The sequence below is a fragment of the Streptococcus cuniculi genome, from assembly GCF_004570575.1.
Taxonomy (GTDB): Bacteria; Bacillota; Bacilli; order Lactobacillales; family Streptococcaceae; genus Streptococcus; species Streptococcus cuniculi_A.
Map to the genome: position 1 here is coordinate 30,674 of NZ_SPPD01000017.1, position 18,147 is coordinate 48,820.

At 38.5% G+C, this 18,147-nt stretch carries 14 protein-coding genes and 7 pseudogenes; 18 read left to right on the forward strand and 3 right to left on the reverse strand.

The genetic code is table 11. The annotated features are described in order from the left end of the window. Positions 1 to 8: 8 nt before the first annotated feature. Genes E4T82_RS09770 through E4T82_RS09780 form a run of 3 tightly spaced genes read right to left on the reverse strand, consistent with a single transcriptional unit; the run spans position 9 to position 1,973 of the window. Entirely contained in the window at positions 9 to 830 is an 822-nt protein-coding gene (locus E4T82_RS09770) for a metal ABC transporter permease (protein WP_167753611.1), read from the reverse strand. Beyond that, positions 823 to 1,527: a metal ABC transporter ATP-binding protein gene (locus E4T82_RS09775; RefSeq protein WP_135182645.1), complete on the reverse strand. Its 705-nt coding sequence runs from the start codon at positions 1,525 to 1,527 to the stop codon at positions 823 to 825. Before E4T82_RS09775 ends, E4T82_RS09770 begins: the two co-directional genes overlap by 8 nt. Next, entirely contained in the window at positions 1,524 to 1,973 is a 450-nt protein-coding gene (locus E4T82_RS09780; protein ID WP_135182646.1) for a zinc-dependent MarR family transcriptional regulator, read from the reverse strand. Before E4T82_RS09780 ends, E4T82_RS09775 begins: the two co-directional genes overlap by 4 nt. A 168-nt stretch (positions 1,974 to 2,141) precedes the next feature. On the opposite strand from E4T82_RS09780, the pseudogene E4T82_RS09785 reads away from it, so the two are divergent. The 18 genes and pseudogenes from E4T82_RS09785 to E4T82_RS09870 form a co-directional block, all read left to right on the forward strand. Beyond that, positions 2,142 to 3,554, forward strand: a pseudogene (locus E4T82_RS09785) (FtsK/SpoIIIE domain-containing protein); the annotation flags it as partial. A 263-nt stretch (positions 3,555 to 3,817) separates the two neighbouring features. Next, positions 3,818 to 4,084, forward strand: coding sequence for a type II toxin-antitoxin system Phd/YefM family antitoxin (locus tag E4T82_RS09790; RefSeq protein WP_135182647.1), 267 nt, complete (start codon positions 3,818 to 3,820; stop codon positions 4,082 to 4,084). After that, positions 4,077 to 4,331 carry a Txe/YoeB family addiction module toxin gene (locus tag E4T82_RS09795; protein ID WP_135182648.1) on the forward strand — a complete coding sequence of 85 codons (255 nt, stop codon included), beginning with the start codon at positions 4,077 to 4,079 and terminating at the stop codon, positions 4,329 to 4,331. Before E4T82_RS09790 ends, E4T82_RS09795 begins: the two co-directional genes overlap by 8 nt. Before the next feature lie 57 nt (positions 4,332 to 4,388). Next, a pseudogene (locus E4T82_RS09800) lies at positions 4,389 to 5,621 on the forward strand (replication initiation factor domain-containing protein). Next, a complete protein-coding gene (locus E4T82_RS13105) occupies positions 5,602 to 5,985 on the forward strand; it encodes a hypothetical protein (protein ID WP_135182649.1) in 384 nt (127 codons plus the stop codon). The pseudogene E4T82_RS09800 and the gene E4T82_RS13105 overlap by 20 nt, the downstream one beginning before the upstream one ends. A gap of 13 nt (positions 5,986 to 5,998) precedes the next feature. Next, positions 5,999 to 6,235 (forward strand): hypothetical protein, encoded by a 237-nt coding sequence (locus tag E4T82_RS09810; RefSeq protein ID WP_135182650.1) that lies wholly within the window; start codon positions 5,999 to 6,001, stop codon positions 6,233 to 6,235. Next, positions 6,225 to 6,785: a conjugal transfer protein gene (locus tag E4T82_RS09815; protein WP_135182651.1), complete on the forward strand. Its 561-nt coding sequence runs from the start codon at positions 6,225 to 6,227 to the stop codon at positions 6,783 to 6,785. The genes E4T82_RS09810 and E4T82_RS09815 overlap by 11 nt, the downstream gene beginning before the upstream one ends. A gap of 11 nt (positions 6,786 to 6,796) precedes the next feature. Next, positions 6,797 to 7,234 carry a hypothetical protein gene (locus tag E4T82_RS12855; protein ID WP_228065140.1) on the forward strand — a complete coding sequence of 146 codons (438 nt, stop codon included), beginning with the start codon at positions 6,797 to 6,799 and terminating at the stop codon, positions 7,232 to 7,234. A gap of 15 nt (positions 7,235 to 7,249) precedes the next feature. Continuing rightward, positions 7,250 to 7,780, forward strand: coding sequence for a conjugal transfer protein (locus tag E4T82_RS12860; protein WP_322783543.1), 531 nt, complete (start codon positions 7,250 to 7,252; stop codon positions 7,778 to 7,780). A 21-nt stretch (positions 7,781 to 7,801) separates the two neighbouring features. Then, complete coding sequence (locus tag E4T82_RS13045) at positions 7,802 to 7,927, forward strand: hypothetical protein (protein ID WP_265588329.1); 126 nt, start codon at positions 7,802 to 7,804, stop codon at positions 7,925 to 7,927. A 104-nt stretch (positions 7,928 to 8,031) separates the two neighbouring features. Then, complete coding sequence (locus E4T82_RS09825) at positions 8,032 to 8,442, forward strand: conjugal transfer protein (RefSeq protein ID WP_135182652.1); 411 nt, start codon at positions 8,032 to 8,034, stop codon at positions 8,440 to 8,442. Between the two features lie 10 nt (positions 8,443 to 8,452). Then, positions 8,453 to 10,960, forward strand: a pseudogene (locus E4T82_RS09830) (ATP-binding protein). A gap of 12 nt (positions 10,961 to 10,972) precedes the next feature. After that, positions 10,973 to 12,850: pseudogene (locus E4T82_RS09835) on the forward strand (conjugal transfer protein). 297 nt (positions 12,851 to 13,147) lie between these two features. Next, positions 13,148 to 14,053: pseudogene (locus tag E4T82_RS09845) on the forward strand (CHAP domain-containing protein); the annotation flags it as partial. Positions 14,054 to 14,778: 725 nt separating this feature from the next. After that, complete coding sequence (ltrA, locus tag E4T82_RS09855) at positions 14,779 to 16,695, forward strand: group II intron reverse transcriptase/maturase (RefSeq protein WP_135182653.1); 1,917 nt, start codon at positions 14,779 to 14,781, stop codon at positions 16,693 to 16,695. Positions 16,696 to 16,842: 147 nt separating this feature from the next. Further along, a pseudogene (locus E4T82_RS09860) lies at positions 16,843 to 16,965 on the forward strand (phage tail tip lysozyme); the annotation flags it as partial. Between the two features lie 23 nt (positions 16,966 to 16,988). Further along, complete coding sequence (locus tag E4T82_RS09865; protein ID WP_135182654.1) at positions 16,989 to 17,174, forward strand: DUF3173 domain-containing protein; 186 nt, start codon at positions 16,989 to 16,991, stop codon at positions 17,172 to 17,174. Positions 17,175 to 17,184: 10 nt separating this feature from the next. Beyond that, positions 17,185 to 18,036: pseudogene (locus E4T82_RS09870) on the forward strand (site-specific integrase); the annotation flags it as partial. Between the last annotated feature and the right edge of the window lie 111 nt (positions 18,037 to 18,147).

Sequence of the window (18,147 nt, forward strand, 5' to 3'; positions counted from 1 at the left end):
TTTTTCTCCTATTTTTTAAATTTATTAACCACATTCACCAACAAAAAGATACTGATAAAAACTAAGGTAATACTTGCACTGGCTGGCGTTTCCGCATAATACGACATGAATAGACCAGAAAGCATGCCGACAAAGCCAATCACCATCCCAATACCAATCACCATTTTAAAGCTCTTCCCTAAGCGAAGTGCAATAGAGGCTGGTAAGACCATAATCGTGGACACCAGCAAGGCTCCTGCTGCCGGAATCATCAGCGCAATCGCCACTCCTGTCACTACATTAAAGGCAATAGAGATGGCACGAACTGGCAATCCATCTACAAAAGCTGTATCTTCATCAAAGGTCAAAATATACATCGGTCGTAAAAAGAGTAAGGTCAAAACCAGCACTACCAACGCAATCGCAAACAGAGCAATCACCTGCTCCTGGCTAATCGTCACAATGGAGCCAAATAAATACTGCTCTAAACTCAAGCTACTCTTACCACCTGAACGGCTCATGACAATCAAGGACACCGCTAGACCTGTGGACATGAGAATCGCCGTCCCAATCTCCATAAAGCTCTTATATAAGGTCCGCAAGTATTCCAAAAAGATGGCCGCTACAATGACCACCAACATGGTGGAAATCGTCGGTGAAATGCCTAAAACAAGCCCAAAAGCCACCCCTGCAAGCGACACGTGACTGAGCGTATCGCTCATCAAACTCTGGCGCCGTAAAATGAGAAAAATTCCCAAGATTGGAGAAAACAGACTCATGGCCATAATCGCCAAGAAGGACCGCTGCATAAATTCATAATGGAAGATTGAAAAATCAAACACATTAACCATGCGTCACCTCCTCATCTTTGTCATGAACATTGAAACAACGCCAAGGAGACGCTTGATCTCGAACCAGATAAATGTTTCGATCCGCATAGTCACGCAATTCATCTGCATCATGCGTAATCATTAAAACCGACTTGCCATGCTTTTTCGCACTGTGGTGCATCAATTCATAAAAGGCTGCCTTAGTCCCACTATCCATTCCTGTTGTCGGCTCATCCAAGATAAAAATATCTGGATCTGAAGCAAACATCCGAGCAATCACTGCCCGTTGCTTCTGACCACCGCTCAAGGAACCGAGCCGCTTATCATTGTGCTCCCACATCCCAACAGACTCTAGACTCGTCCGAATGTGTTCCTCATCGTGGCTCGTCAACCTACGAAACCAACCCTGCCGCGGGTAGCGCCCAGATTTTACAAATTCATAGACCGTACTTGGAAAACCAGCATTGAAACTCGCAATCTGCTGAGGCAGATAGGCCATTCTCAACTTTTTCCCACTGATACTCGTCTCTGCAATCGTCACCTTTCCCCGTTTAGGCTTTAAAATACCTAATGTTGCCTTCATCAAGGTCGTCTTTGCCGCTCCATTTTCACCTGTCAAAGTTACAAACTCTCCACTGTCCAGATGATAATGAATATGCTCCAAGACCGGTTCTTGATCATAGACAAATGATAAATCTTCTACTGTAATATATCTCATACTTCCTTCCGAATCTTCTTTACTAACTCTGTCAAAAAATGACCGATAATCGCCTGCTCCTCTTCTGAATACTGTCCCACCAAATCCTCATAAGAAGCAAGCGTCTGGGCATGGTGATGGGCATGCTCCTCGGCAATCGGTTTTGCTAATTCTGTCAAGCTATACCGTACAATCCGCGCATCACGACTATCTCGAACTGCCACCAGTAAATCCTGCGCAATCAAAGCCTTAATCGCTTTTGTAATCGCCGCCTGACTCACATTTAGCTGCTTTGCAATCTCCTTATTCGTAAAAGCATTGTTTTCAATTAACATCAAAATATGTTCTTGCGTATTGGTCAGACGCATCCCGCTCTGGCAAGATCCCACCAAAATCTCTAACTGATTCTCTGAACTCAGTATAATCTCATGTAAACTCCGATCAATCTGATGAGCTAATTGTTCCATTTCCTATACCAATCCTTAACTGATTAATTAACTAGTTAATTTTATCATGAAAATATATAAAAATCAAGTATTTTTTACTTTATTCCCCTTAAATTTAGCAAATGTGCATTTGAACGCTTAGGCAAAAAATAGACAAGGCTTAGAAACCTTGTCTATTTTATTATTGATATATATTTTAATCGGCTGGATAGCTTGCGAATTGTGTCACATTTCCTGTTAGAAAATAACTTAGTAAAGGTTAAGAAAATCAAGACTGATAAGGGGATAGTTGAACGATTAACATTACCTAAAGTCTATGTTAAACGTGACCGTTTTAGCGTTACTGTTAGTTTTCAGCTCCAAGGTAGCCGATTCCAAGACCGTTTTATTGCTCTTGAAAAGCCTCTTGAAATTATGTTTGACGGAGACTTTATGAATAAGCAATTTACCAAAGGCTACGTGTCCTACACCATTGCCATTGACCAATTTTCAGGTCGCTTATCTATCTTTGATGTTAAGATGACTGAAAAAAGCATCTATCTAATGAAAGATGTCTATTGGGATTTCAATAAACACCCACACTTGCTGATTGGTGGTGGAACGGGTGGCGGTAAAACGGTTCTCTTGATGATTTTGATTTGGGTCTTGGCACAAATTGGTTATGCAGAAATTCTTGACCCGAAGCGCTCTGACTTTGTTGGATTGAAACAGATTCCTGTCTTTAAAGGGCGGGTTTACTGGGATAAACAAGAAATGTTAGCTTATTTAAAGCGTGCTGAGCAGGAAATGGATAAACGTTATGATTACATGACTAGTCACTCTGGCTATCAGGCAGGGAAAAAGTATTATGCTTACGGACTGAAGCCTCGTTTTATTGTCATTGATGAATTGGCAGCCTTAGCGGCTAAACTAGAACGGGATTACCAGTCATCTGGAGACTTTATCGAATACCTAACAGAATTGATTTTAAAAGGTCGCCAATCTGGAGTCATCATGATTGTTGCTATGCAACGTCCTGACGGAGAATACCTCAAAACGTCTTTACGTGACCAATTTATGAAACGGATTTCTGTTGGTCACTTAGAAGATACTGGTAATAAAATGATGTTTGGGGACGCTAACGCAAATAAAGTTTTCAAAAAGATTGATGAAATTGACGGAGAGGAGATTTTCGGTCGTGGTTATATTGCAAACGGTGGGGAGGTGGCTAGAGAATTTTATTCACCTACTGTTCCCTTTGAGGAAGGCTTTTCTTTCTTTGAGGAATACAAGAAACTACCCGTCTTAGATGACCCACTATTAGAAACAACAGAAACTACTCAACCGTCATCATCTGACTTGTCCGTTGAACAAGCAGAATCTCCCCTCCTTCCTCTGAATGACTTTGCCAAAGAATTTGATGTGCCCATTTCAACCTTACGAAACCTTGTGAAATACATAGAAGAACAGGACTATACATTCAGAAGAGAGGATAACCGTATTCTGCTAGATGAAGCAGATAGGGCTTTGTTGGAGGAAATTGTAACAGAGAAAGAACAGGCTGACTTGCCCTATAAGCAAGTTGTCCTTCAACACTTTGAAACACCTCCTGAGCCAGCGTAAGCACGAAGGTCAAGGTCAGGGCTACGCCCGTCCGACCTGCCCGACCGAGCTGACAAGCGGGCGTTTTGGGGTGTGCCCTAGGCACGCCCCAAAAGGGCTTAACCTCCCGATACTAATAGGGGGGGTAAAACTAACACAAGTCCTTAAAAGGCTGTTCTTGTCCCTACTACTAGCCTAGCTAGTATCAACACAGAAAACAAACACTTGTACAATTTCTTGTCAAGTGTTATAATAAGGATAGTTCTAAAGTGAGGTGATATAAAATGGAAGCTGTAGTCTATTCAAATTTTAGAAATAATTTAAAGAATTACATGAAGAAGGTAAATGATGAATATGAGGCTCTAATGGTTGTCAATAAAAACCCCGATGAAAATATTGTGGTCTTATCCAAAGAAAATTGGGATAGTATTCAAGAAAGCATTCGCCTAATGAATAACGAGTACCTTTCAGACAAGGTTCTATCAGGAATGGAAGAAGTTAAGCAAAAGAAAGTTGCTCAACACCAATTACTAGAGGTGGAAGATGTTTAACTTTACTGAACAAGCTTGGAAAGACTACCTATCTTGGCAACAGGAAGATAAAAAGACGCTTAAACGTGTCAATCGTCTCATTGAAGATATTAAACGGAATCCTTTTGAGGGAATCGGAAAACCCGAACCTTTAAAATACCGTTACTCAGGAGCTTGGTCTCGTCGCATTACAGATGAACACCGATTAGTTTATATGGTGGAACAAGATGAAGTTTACTTCTTGTCTTTTAGAGACCACTACAAATAAGAGCAATCAACGGATAATTGATTGCTTTTTTTGTTTACTGAAAGGAGATTAAAAAGATTGCTGACGAACATTGAATTAAAACGTATCAGACTTGATTTAGGATTCACTCAAAAGAAAATGGCGGCCATTATCGGCTATAGTTACTTTAACTATCGCAATATTGAACAAGGACAACGAAACATTACCCCAGAATTTGAAGAAAACTTAGCCCATTTTCTTAACCGAAAATCTGAAACAAAACTCGAAAGTACCGTGGACTGGTTGAAAATCCGTTTCAAAACTTTGGACTTTAAGACTGTCATTGAACAGGTCTTAAAACTTAAACCAGCTGATTTCTTTCTGGAAGATAAAAGCCTCTACAGTTATTCTCACATGGTGACTTACGGTTCTATCCGTATCCTCTACTCCGATACTGAAAAGAAAGTAGAGGCTGGAACACTTATTGACTTGACGGGTAGTGGTTGTCGAGAATTAGAATTGATTCTCCTCAAACAAGGTCAGGATTGGTTTTCGTTTTTACATGATGTTTTTTGCTTTGCAGAAAACATCATGTAAAGACAGACCTTTGGAAGATTTCTTAGCCTTTCCTCGATTTGATATTGCTCTTGATGAGTTATACAAAGAATCAGGGAATCTGGATTTATTCGATATAAAAGCTCGTATCTTTGACAACAAAATCATCATGAAAAAGATACGCACTTTCACAGCTATTGAAGGACTTAAAAAAGTAGAAAATCGCTTTATCAATCAAGGTTTGACCTTGAATTTTGGTAGTCGGCAATCCAGCTTAATGATTCGTTTTTATCAAAAAGATTACGAGCAAGCTCTTCTCAAAGATGTGTCTGTCGCCTATATCCGTGAGGTTTACAACTACAAAAACCGTTATGAGATTGAACTTCACGATACCAAGGCCTTTGATGTCTTCAAAGAATGGTATACTACGGAAAAAGATTTGACCCGAATTGGTGCTAGAATCCTAAACAATTACTTCGAGGTAAAAGATTGGCATGGACATTATGATAATGAGTGGGATAATCTGTTAGGAACACAAGAAGGCTTTAAATTTGTGACCAGACCACGTCAAATTGACTATGCTAAAACTAAGCATTGGGTCACTAAACAAGTCTCAAGCGCCTTGAAATTAATGAAGATTGCAGATATGGTTTATCAAACTGATGAACTCTCTGAAATTATCTCCGAAGCCTATTTGAGTAATAATCACACCAAGCTGGCAGAAGACATTTGTGAACAAAACGGGTGGCGTTTGACTATGTTATCGGACAGATATAAACCATTCAATATTCCCGAAAAATTCAATCGACCTATCCAGACTAAAGCCTTCCCACAAACCTATGAAAATTACTATCTTTCCTTTTATGACATTGACCTAGTGAAAGATTTGATTGACTATTGGGGACTACTTTATGTTCAACCCAAGAAAGACTCTGAACTAAAGTACGTAGAACACTTTAGAGATAAAAACTTTGATAATGATGACCACAGACAAAATGCTATTAAGAAGGCTACACGTCAAGAAGCGAGACAGCCTTTTTTTGATGAGCTAACAACAAGAACCGTGAAAGACATGACTGAAAATGTCAGGTGGATAGCTGAGTTAGTAGTCATGACTAGCTATGCACAATTAGTAATATAAGGAGGACGACACTATGGAATACAAAGTAGAGTTGAATAGTATTGACCAATTTCAAGCGTGGTCTGGTGGCGCACGAACACTAGCAACCGTAAAAGAAAGAGGCGATATAGAGGAGTTAACTAACCTTTGTGAAGAGTTATTTTCAGGAACCACACCAACGCAAGTTGAAATTAACGACTGGCTCTGGTTTAATGATGATTTTATCTTTAGAGCTCTCGGATACAACGACTTAGTGGAAGATGACGAATGAGTGTTATAAAAAAATCTATGAAGGAATCACTTGCCTTCCCGACAAAAATGAATTTTGGAATCTTTACATTATCCTGATGGAAGAAAAAGAGTATTTCTTAGATGCTTTTGCACGGGAAACTATTAACGGTGATTTCTCTCCCCACTACCAACACGCTTATTTCACCTTAGAGGGTCAAGTCTTGGATTTCAACCGAAATATGACAACACAGCTTGTCACTCTTTTTAGACAAATTGTTTCAGAAAAACAACCGGAATTGATGGAGGAATTACACATGGCAACACTATCACCAATGGAAAAGAAAATCAAAGCTATCTCAATAGAGCTCGGAGAACTGATGAAATCGCACAACGATAAAGAATCATGGACAAAAGCTGGCGAGCTGAATAGCCTGCTTAAATCCGAAGAAGCCCAACAGCTACCCGCTGGCTTTATTGAACCTATTCGCAAAGAACTATCAGGCTATTATTACATCAACGGGGAAATCAATAAATTACATAAGCAACTCTATGCCAAAGGAAATAAATTGATTGAACTAGCAAATCAGTAGAAAGGGAACATATGACTAAACTAAAACAATTCTGTGACCAATTCAAATACTTCCTAGGGCATTACACTAGGCGTCCTAAAAAGAAAGGACGTCCAAGGCTTCTGAAGGCTAATAAGAAAACAGTTAATCTTACTGTTCTATCAGGGTTGGCTTTTGTTTTGCTTGTGGGGCTCTTAGGTAGCATTCAAGCCATGACTTTATCTAGTAAAGTGACAAACCTTGAAAATGCTGTGTCAAAAGCCAAGAAAACTACGCCTACTGCTTCAACGACGCCAACGGTTGATAATCGCCTCCAGTATTATCTCAATGATTTTGTCTATTACTACTTCACCATTCCAGAAGATTCTGATGGTCAAGCAACACAAGCCAAAAAGCTTCTTGAATTTTATGGAGCCGAACCTAATATTCTTTCACAAGGTCAAACCAAAACACCAAGTAAACTAAACTAGTCTCGACTACTAAAGATAGAAGCCAATGTGGCCACCTATGAAGTTCATTATATCCAGCTGGTCAAAGAAGAGAAAGATAATGTTGAGAAAAAGCTAAGTATCGATTTTAATATCCCATTTACTAACACAGGGAATGGATACTATGTTTCTGGCTTACCTTGGTTCTCAAACTTGACCGATAATCAAGCAGATGAGGTAAAAACTACACTTGAACTTGGAAACGACGACCATTTATCAACCCAAAGCAAAGAAAAGCTCGACAAGTTCTTGGAACTCTTTTTCATCAACTATACTACTGACCAAAGCAATTTAGATTTGATTTCTGATGGTGTACCCATGTTAGAAAATACGACCTTTAAGACTTTGGACTACACCTACTATAAGGAAGAGAAAGAAAATATCATTGCCTATGCTCAAGTAACGTTTGATGTATCAGGCAGTACCCATTCTGAAAACTTCACCCTAACCCTTTCTAAGAAGGGAAAATCTTACTATGTGAATCAGTTGAATCACACAATACCAACTAATTACGCTTATACAAAATAATAAAAACAAAGGAGAAATTTTATGACTTCATCTAATCTTCAAACATGGCTACAAGGTGATGGTTTCTGGTTTATCACAGCTGGAGCTATTCTTCTGATTCTTATGGCTTGGAAAAATAGTTCTTGGGGCGACTCTTTTCTACATTGATTTTCTATGCGGTGATTGCTTCGCTCACAGGTGGCGGACGATAACTGCTTAGTGTTCTAGGCTGGTTCCTCCGTCTTTTTGGGATTGAAACAGGGTTGTAAGCCATGGATAAAGAACCACTCTATGATTATGCTAGGGGGATAAATGCCCCCTACTGGATTCAAGAAATCAAAACCCAAAAAGGAAAGCGCCTGTGGTACTTTGCGACCCCTATGCAACTCTCCTTTTTCGTGGTTTTCGCCCTTGTGCTAATCCTCATGCTGACGCTTCTAAGCCCAATCCTTACTACCCTTGGTAAATGGACACATTCCATTTCGTGGTATCTTTACTGGTACATTCCTTATAAGTTGGCTAAATCCTATACTGAATACGAACCTCAAGGAAAGAAACTGCACATCTTTCTCTTGGATTATATCCGTTATCTGATTGACTTCCGTCTTAATCGTAGAGCCATCTATCAAGGAGAACGGGTTCACACCTATGACGACATTATTTTTGAAAAAACCGACTTGTAAAGGAGGCTAAATGGCTATAAAATTACTCTACCCGATTATCAAAACACATGAGAACCTCGCCATGCAAACTGATAAAGCAGTCATGGCATTTTACCGTGTCCCCAACACCCCTATTACCATTACCGATAAAGGGAAGAAAGATAAACACAAACTGACTATCACCCAACTGATTAAAAAATTGACAAAAAATAAGTCCTTTGAACTTTCTCTGATTCCTAAAGATTACCTCTTGGAAAAAAATGACTGAATTCTCAAAAGCCCTTGCCCCAGATAGTCAAGAACTCGGAAAAGAACTGTTAGAGGAATCCATCACTAGCTTAACCACCGAAATGGAAATCCCTTATCAGTTTGACTGGCTGATTGGGGTTAATCTTTTCAAAGAAGACCAAGGGACAAGTGTTCAAGAACTAGCTATTGAGCGCTACTCAGAAATGACTGAATTACTGGCAAATAGCTTAGGGTTTCAGCTCGATATTCCTAACAATTGGTATGAAAACTATCTGGCTAGTGAAGCGACAGTCTATCAAGCTCTATCAGCTTTACGTGCCCAACGCTTGACCAATGAAGAACTCTTCTACTACCAACGCATGCAGTATCTCCGCTACATTCCACACCTCAAACAAGAAGTGACTGCTAATCGTTCATTAGTAAATGTAACAGATACTTTGTTAAATGGTTTTCTCAAACTAGAAAGTCCCTACGGTTCTTCTTTTGTGACTATTCTGCCCATTGCGAAAATACCTGTCATTTTTAACGATTTTTATCTGGGAGAGCTTGTCCAACGGTTTAACTTCCCTGTAGAACTACGGATTAAGGCAGAGTTCATGAATAAGAATAGTTTAAAAGGACGTATGGGACGTTCTAATACTCGTTACCGTAATATCATGAATGAAGCCGAAAGCACCGACACTGTCCAACAAGATGAAATTATTTTAGGCTCTATGTCTCTAAAAGACCTTATGAAAAAAGTCGGTGGAAAAGAAGAGATTATTGAATACGGAGCCTATTTAATCATCTCTGCTTCTAGCCTATCCCAACTACGCCGTCGTCGTCAAGTTGTTCTTAGCTACTTTGAAGATATGCACGTTGAAATTAGTGAAGCTAGTCACGATACCCCTTATTTATTCCAATCCTTGCTTTACAGCCAGCCCTTGCAAAACAAGACTAGAACATGGGTACATTATGTCACACCTAGAGGATTTGCAGAACTCATGCCTTTTACCAATACATCTTCTGGTAATCGGATTGGCGGGCATATTGGCGGGTAGATAATTGGACTGGTCGCTGGGAAAACCTTGAAAAAGCTCAAGAAGGTTCAAAAAATATGGTACTCTTTAATGCAACAGTCGGAAACAAAGAAGGGATTTCAGGAAAACGAACCAAAAATCCCCACATTCTTATTACAGGAGCGACTGGGGAAGGGAAATCTTTTTTGGCAGAGCTTATCTTTCTTCTAACCTCTCTTCCAAATGTGAAATGTTTGTACGTTGACCCTAAACGGTCAATCCGTAAACATTTTGAGACAATTGCTCAAAATCCTAATTTTATCAAGCACTATCCAAAACTTGCCCAACATATCCAAAATATTAACTTTATCACGCTTGATAGTAAGGTTAAATCTAACCACGGAACACTTGACCCTATTGTCATGTTGGATAAAGACGACGCTGTTTCCGTTTCAAAAAATATGCTTAACTACCTTATCTTTTCTAACAAGCGCATTCAAGTATCTATGAAACAAATGACAGCTATTTCACGGGCTATTAATAAAGTTGTGGCACAACGTCAAGCAGGAGAAATTGTGGGACTAAAACATGTGCTTAAGGAGCTGACTAGCAGTCAAGATAATAATGTTTTTGAAGTCGGAGAGTATCTGACCTCTATCGTAGAAAATTCTATCTTGGAATTAGCTTTTTCTAACGGCAATGTCCAAGGGCTTTCTTATGACAAACGGGTGACCGTTTTAGAGGTCGCAGACCTATCTCTACCTGATAACAAGGATAATAAACAAGATGTTACACCAGAAGATAAAGAAATCAATTCAACAGCTCTTATGTTTGCCTTAGGAGCTTTCTGCACCCGCTTTGGGGAATTGAATCGCAACGAAGATACCATTGAATTTTTTGACGAGGCTTGGGTGCTTATGAAATCCGCCGAAGGTCGTGCGGTCATTCAGTCCATGCGTCGTGTTGGACGTTTTTATAACAATATCCTGTGCTTAATCACCCAGTCTGTTCATGACGCAGAGGGTGATGACGATACCACAGGTTTTGGAACACTCTTCGCCTTTAAAGAAGACAATGAACTCCCTGACATTTTGGAACATGTTGGTCTAACAGCTAATGAGGAAAACTTAGAATGGCTCAAAAATATGATTTCAGGACAATGTCTTTATAAAGATGTTTATGGAAACCTTAACATGATTTCCGTTTACAATATCTTTGACGGCATTGACCCTCTCTTAAAACCAATGAAGGCAACAGTGTCCTCTAATCTTGAAAACAAATATGCGGTATAAGGAGGTGATACTGTGCAAGAAGCATTTGAAAAATTAAAAGGCATTGACATTTTCGCTTTAAAGTCCTATATGGAGGAAACAAGCTGGGGGAATTTGGGTAATGGTCATGTCAACTTCCCATTTTTCTTACTGAATCTGATTGTCGGTTTCTTTTCCATCACCATTCGCCTATTAGAAAATATCAACCTTTATGATACCTATAAGCAGTACGTTTATGACGGTGCTAAAGCCATCTGGCAAGGTTTTACAGGTTCAACCACAGGAAGTATCGCCCAAACTTCCCTAGCATTCCTCTTTCTACTGGGATTAGGATTTTATCTCTTTTTTCAATTTGCTTTCTCAAAAGGGAATTTTTCACGAAAAACCCTTCATGTCCTTTTAGTAGTCCTCCTAGGATTTAGCTGGTTCGGAACAATTTCAGGAACCTCTGGTGGGCTTTACTTGCTTAATACCATTGATAATATTTCTCAAACTGCTCTCAGTAAAGTTTCGTCCATCTCTGTTTCCTATAGAGAAAACCAAAGCGTGTCGGTTGGAAATTTTGTAGCAGACAGCTATATTGCCGAGACTTCATATAAAGCCTATCTATTCGTTAACACTGGACAAGAAAATGGAAAATACAAAGACCGTCAAACAGGAAAAGAGGAACCTTTTGATGATTCCAGGGTTCTTGGTAGTATTGACGATTTAGGAAAGTTTAAAGCTGTTTCTACCTCCGATAGGTACAAATATCTTGATATAGGAGATGGTGCCAATGGTGATAAAGAAAAAAACAGATGGGTTTCTGCGGTCGCAGATTATATCCCTATCAAACTCTTCTATGTGCTCTTTAAAATGTTAGAAGCTTTTATTTTAGCTGTTCCAATCGTCTTAATTCAACTCTTGAACCTCATTGCCCAAGCCCTTGTCCTTATCATGATTCTGCTGTTTCCGATTGCCCTTCTGGTTTCTTTTATTCCTAGGATGCAGGCTATTCTCTTTGGGGTCTTTAAAGTCCATGTTTGGAGGGCTCGCCTTTCCAGCAATTACAGGGCTATTAACCCTAGTCATTCTCTACCTTGAAAAAATGATAGAAAAGGTGATTACTAGTGGTTTTGATAAGGTAATCGAATCCTTTTCATCGTTATCAACCTTTAAGCTCCTATTCTCCCTCATGATTTCAGTAATAGCTAAGACAGTTATCTATTTGCTTTTATGGAAATACAAGGTGAGCTCTTAGAACTTCTTTTAGGGTCACGTGCTCGTATTATAGTTAATGAAATTGATTCCATGCTTGCAGAAGGAAAAGACCGCATTACCCAATTACCTCAACAAACAAATAACGCCTTTAAGATGGCTCAAAAATCTGGAAATTTCTTTCTGGCTGGTGCTGGGTTAGGTGCTGGGGTTGTTGCAAACTCTGGGAAGCACGTCAAAAACTTCTTTTCTAAGCACCAACCAACAACAGATATACCTAACCAGAAGGACTTCTATTCTGATAATAAGAATGCTGACCATTCAGATACCTATTATAAACAGTCTCAAAAACCAACTTCTGATGAAGAACAAACCAATTTTAAAAACAAAACGGAAGCCCCGGAGAACGATTATCAACAATCCTTTTCCACCACACAAACGGTATTCACAGAGAATTCTTCTTCACCTGAACAAGCAGAGTTTGAAGAACGTCGTAGAAAGCGTCTGTCTTGGAAAGAGAAACGCAAAGTAAGTAAGTTGGAAACACAACTAGACAGCTACAAAGATGAGGAAGCTATGTACCAAGATCAAGGGTCAAATGCCTTTATCCGTAACTACCGCAAAACCATGACCCCTGACGATAAGCTACGCACCAATATCCACCGTCGTAATCATATTATGGAAGAATTGGAACGATTGAGAGGAGAATGCTAAATGAATATCAGAATCTATATACACAAAACTTACAGCAGACGGTGGATAATGCAGTAGGACAAGCTTATGAGAAGAGAAGACGGTCTGTTGACTTTCTCCTCTTGTTTCCTGTAAATGAATCTGAAAAAGAAGCTATCTCAAGTTATTACAAGATAATCATTTAATTATTAATATCAGATGGCGTTTTGGAACAGTTATGTTTGCGGCTTATATCAAAGATTAAAGGAGAAAGTTATGAAGAAAAAAATCTTTGCACTTAGTCTCTTAGGTTTTCTGATGTTCCCTTTTTTATTAGTCATGATTATTGCAGGCACTATAGGAGCTAATTCTAACTCTAATTCTTCTACAGTTAACGGCGTAACCTATGTTGACCATTGGTCAACTGATAATGCCTACACCCACAATCTATTAACTCATAGATATGGAATTACATCTGAACAGCTAGATGGCTTTTTAGCGACATTAGGCATGAACTATGATAAAAGCCGTATCAATGGGAGCAAGCTTTTACAATGGTCACAATCTTCTGGTTTAGATGTTCGAGCAATTGTAGCTATTGCTTTGATGGAAAGTTCTTTATGTCGCCACTCAAAAAGGGGCTAATATGCTTGGTTACGGAGCATTTGATTCTAATCCAAACAATGCGACCAACTATAATGATGAGACAGCTATTACAGCTTTGACTAAAGTAACTATCATTCAAAATAAGAATGAGACTTTTAAAATTCAAGACGAAAAAGCCAAAGCCTATGCTCAAGGTACGTTAGATACTTCAACAATGGGGGTGTTTATTTTACAGATACTTCTGGTACAGGTAAGAAGAGAGCCGAGGTTATGGAAAAGCTTGACACTTACATTGATGAGTACGGCGGAACACCTAAAGCACCTACCAAAACGAATTCTACAACTCGTGATGGTGGTGGGGTGACAGCTGAAGGCGTTCCTGATGGCTATAGCCTTACTAAGGCGATTGATACCTCTAACTATACGTCTGCAACTTATCCTTGGGGACAATGCACGTGGTTTGTTTATAATCGTGCCAAAGAGTTAGGCATAAGCTTTGACCCATATATGGGAAATGGTGGTGAGTGGCAGTACAAAGCAGGCTATCAAACTACGAATACACCTACAGAGCATACTGCCCTTAGTATCTCTCTGGGGTTAGCAGGTTCAGACCCAACTTACGGGCATGTTGGTTTTGTAGGTGCGAGACGTTTCTAACTGAAAAGGTTAGAAACGTTCTTGAAAAATCAACTTGATAATCAGGTAAAATTTGAGAGAATGGAGAACTCTTATCTTGAAAATTGGAATGAAGGGGTAACGCCCGGAAACGATTTCTCTAATACTCCGACATGCGTTTATCTAGTGCAAAGATAAGGGTGTGAAGCTCGATGAAGTCGGATGAAAGATACCGTCATTCTTAATCGTTTAAGAATCGAAAATGTTCCAGAGGTGGGATATGTATCTGATAGGTCGGGAGTCATAAAAAACTAAATAGGGTGAGAATGTGTATGAGCACTGACGAACCAGCGAATGTACGCTCCGAAGGCGAGTACGTAGAAATGCGTATAGCAACGTAGGTTGTTTCAACTTGAGGAAAAGTAAGAATCTACGATATGAAATTCCTTGTTATGTTACAGGCATATCAAAGTTGAAGGGGTATAGCTAGGCGCCTACGTTTAGTATTGATAAAGATAAGGGAACGTCGAAAGCTAGAGATGTGGAGGTTGCACAACCAAAGAAACATTGGAAAGGAAATCATAACTTTCCTTAATCTCTAGTGAGAGTGGTGGCATGACCTATGAAGGTGTTGTAATGACACTGGAGGAACAGCCACTAGTCAATAGTGTATTGTTATGAACTTTATCATTTCATGGATTCTTGTAGGACATAAAAGGTCACAAATCCAAAGAGAGGAGTGATAGACCATGACGAAACAAAAAAATGATGACAAACTATTAAAACGTCAAAAACTACGGTATGCGGAATACTATGGTATGACCGAAATATTTGACGATTTATATTCCAAAAGTCAAAATGGATTCAACTTTAAGAATTTAATGAACATTATCATATCTCCCGAGAATATACTACTCGCTTATCGTACCATTAAACGAAATAGTGGTAGTCAAACCGAAGGAGTAGATGGTGTTACCATTAAAGATTTAGAAAAGCTAACCCAAGAAGACTTTATATCTAAAGTTCAAAGAAGATTTCAACATTATAGACCTAGAAAGGTCAGAAGAGTAGAGATTCCTAAGCCAAATGGTGAGAGAAGACCACTTGGTATTTCCTCGATGTGGGATAGAGTAGCCCAACAGTGTGTCTTACAAGTGTTGGAACCAATATGTGAGGCTAAATTTTACAAACATAGTTATGGATTTAGACCTCTACGGTCAGCCGATAACGCTATTATGGACTGTATGTATCGTATGAATAGAAGTCATATGACTTATGTTGTAGATGTTGATATCAAAGGTTTCTTTGATGAAGTGAATCATACTAAGTTAATGCGTCAAATCTGGACATTAGGCATTCGAGATAAACAACTTCTAGTGATTATTCGAAAAATGTTAAAAGCACCAATCGTTCTTCCGAATGGAAAAGTGGCCTATCCAACTAAGGGCACACCACAAGGAGGTATCTTATCTCCACTACTTGCCAACATTAACCTTAATGAATTTGATTGGTGGATAGGACGACAATGGGAAGAAAGAGATTGTAAGGAATTAGTTCCTCAATATAATTCCAAGGGAACAAGACACAAGTCACATGTGTACAGAAAGTTGCGAACTTCAACGACACTAAAAGAAGTTTACATTGTTCGATATGCGGATGATTTTAAAATCTTTTGTCGAAATAGAAACGAAGCAGAACGAACCTTTATGGCTGTAAAATTGTGGCTAAAAGAGCGACTTAGCCTTCCTATTTTAGAGGAAAAATCTCAAATTACCAATCTGAGAAAGAAAAGCAGTGAATTCCTTGGGATTACTTTAAAGTTGGTTTCTAAGAATAATCGTTTTGTCTGTTTTTCTCATCATATAGCACCGAAAGCCAAGAAACGTATTAAGCATCAACTGAAACAACAGATGAAATTGATACAAATTAAAGGGGTTAAGGAAACAATTATTCGCGAAATACAGAAGTATAATAGTATGGTTATCGGCATTCACAACTACTACAGTATGGCAACACATGTGAGTAAGGATTTAGAAGAAATTCATTATCAGCTTTATATCTCTTTTAAAAATCGATTGCAGGCGAAAGGTCTGACAAAAATAGGAGAATATAAGGGAAAAGATAAAGGGGTTCTCCCCTACCTCCAATCTCAAAATATTCGGTACTTAATGGGTTATCCAATTCTTCCAATTAGCTATGTCAAGACGAGAACACTAAAAGGAAGAAATAAGAATCTGAATAAGTATACTATTGAGGGGAGAAAATTGGTTCATAAACAACAGGAATCCGTTGAAACTTGGAAAGTAAAATGGTTGAGAGAACACACGATTATAAATAAGCGTGCAACAGTTGAATACAATGATAATCGAATTTCTTTATTTGTAGCTCAAAAAGGGAAATGTGCTGTAACTGGTCAGGAATTGAATATGGATGATATTCATTGTCACTATAAGAGACCTTGGTCAGAAACAAAGGATGACTCTTATAGGAATCTTATCATTGTTGGACGAGATATTCATCGCCTGATTCACGCAATAAATGAGAAGGTTATCAAAAATCTCTTTCAGGTTTTGCATTTAAGTAGTACAGGACTGACCACATTAAATCAGTTGCGTGAACTAGTAGGAAATCCACCACTATTGAAAGAAAATTTGAACTTAGAATAATCAAGTTAATCATATTAATATAGCACGATAAAGCAAAATCGTGATAATACACTATTGATGGAACGCCGTGTGCGGTGAAAGTCGCACGCACGGTGTGGAGCGGGGGAAAAGATGGAGATAGTATCAAAGTTTTACCTATCGCTATAGCAGGTAAAGTCCGACGGTTCTATTTTAATTTCAGAATCAAACGTCAAAGGACTTGGAATTGTTTCTTACCGAATCTTTGATAAAGCAACTGCTAGTCAATTTACGTACGTGATTGGGAAATAAAAATAGAAATGGAGAATAAAAAAATGGAAAAACAACTTATTACAAAAAATGACCTTATGAAGCAAGGTTTAAAGGAGGGGACAGCAAGAAAGGTGATTCATGAAGCAAAGATGATTCTTGTTAATCAGGGATTTCAATTCTATAACAACAAACGATTAGGAGCTGTACCAGTCAGTGTAGTTGAAGAAATTCTCCATGTAAAATTCTAAGGAGGTTCTTTTGTATATTCCACAATTCAATCCACTCATTAGAAAAGACCAAAAATCAGGTCTCTTCTTTTTTGAAATTAGAGATAATGAAGGAAAAACTGTAGCGCACCAGTCAGGATTTAAGACGAAACGTGACGCACAAAATGTGGCATTAGAAATTCAACAAAAATTAAGACAAGGATATACACTGGATAGATATACTTCACTTTATGATTGGTTTCAAACATGGTATGATTTAAAAATTCGACCAAAGAAAAAGTTATATCAAGAAACAAAGAAAAACTACCAAATTTATGGTGAAACATTAAAGCGTCTTTTTGGTGATAGAGCTATTGTTGATATTAAGGCAAGTGAATATCAACGGGTTATGAATGTTTATGGAGAAACAGTTGGCTACGACTATCTAAGTAGAATAAACTCAGTAATCAGAAAAACCATCAAGTTAGCACAATCAGATAAAATTGTAATTGATGATTTTACAAGCACTGTAGAGCTATTCGCTGGGAAAGAGGGACAAAAACCAGAAGACAAATACATTCATAGTGTGGATGACTACCATAAGTTAATAAGGTATTTAGAATCTAATCTAAAATATGAAGAATCCGTCGTAAACTATATTCTATACTCCATAGCAAAAACAGGTATGAGATACGGAGAAATAATCGGTTTACTGGATAGCGACACAAATTTTGAAGAGTATTATCTACACACTCATAAACGCTATAATACATCAACATGGAAATGGACAAATGCAAAAAACGACTCATCTGAAAGATATGTACCAATAGATAACAAAACAATTAATATCTTATCCAAAATGATACAGGAAAGAGAAAGAATAAATTCATCCCGCGTTGTAAAATAAAGTGCAACAGAAAAGACATGTTCATCTGATATACTAGAATTCCCCAACTCAGTATAGAAAGACGATGAACATGTCCCACACTCATTCTACCAAAAAATCTCGTTATTC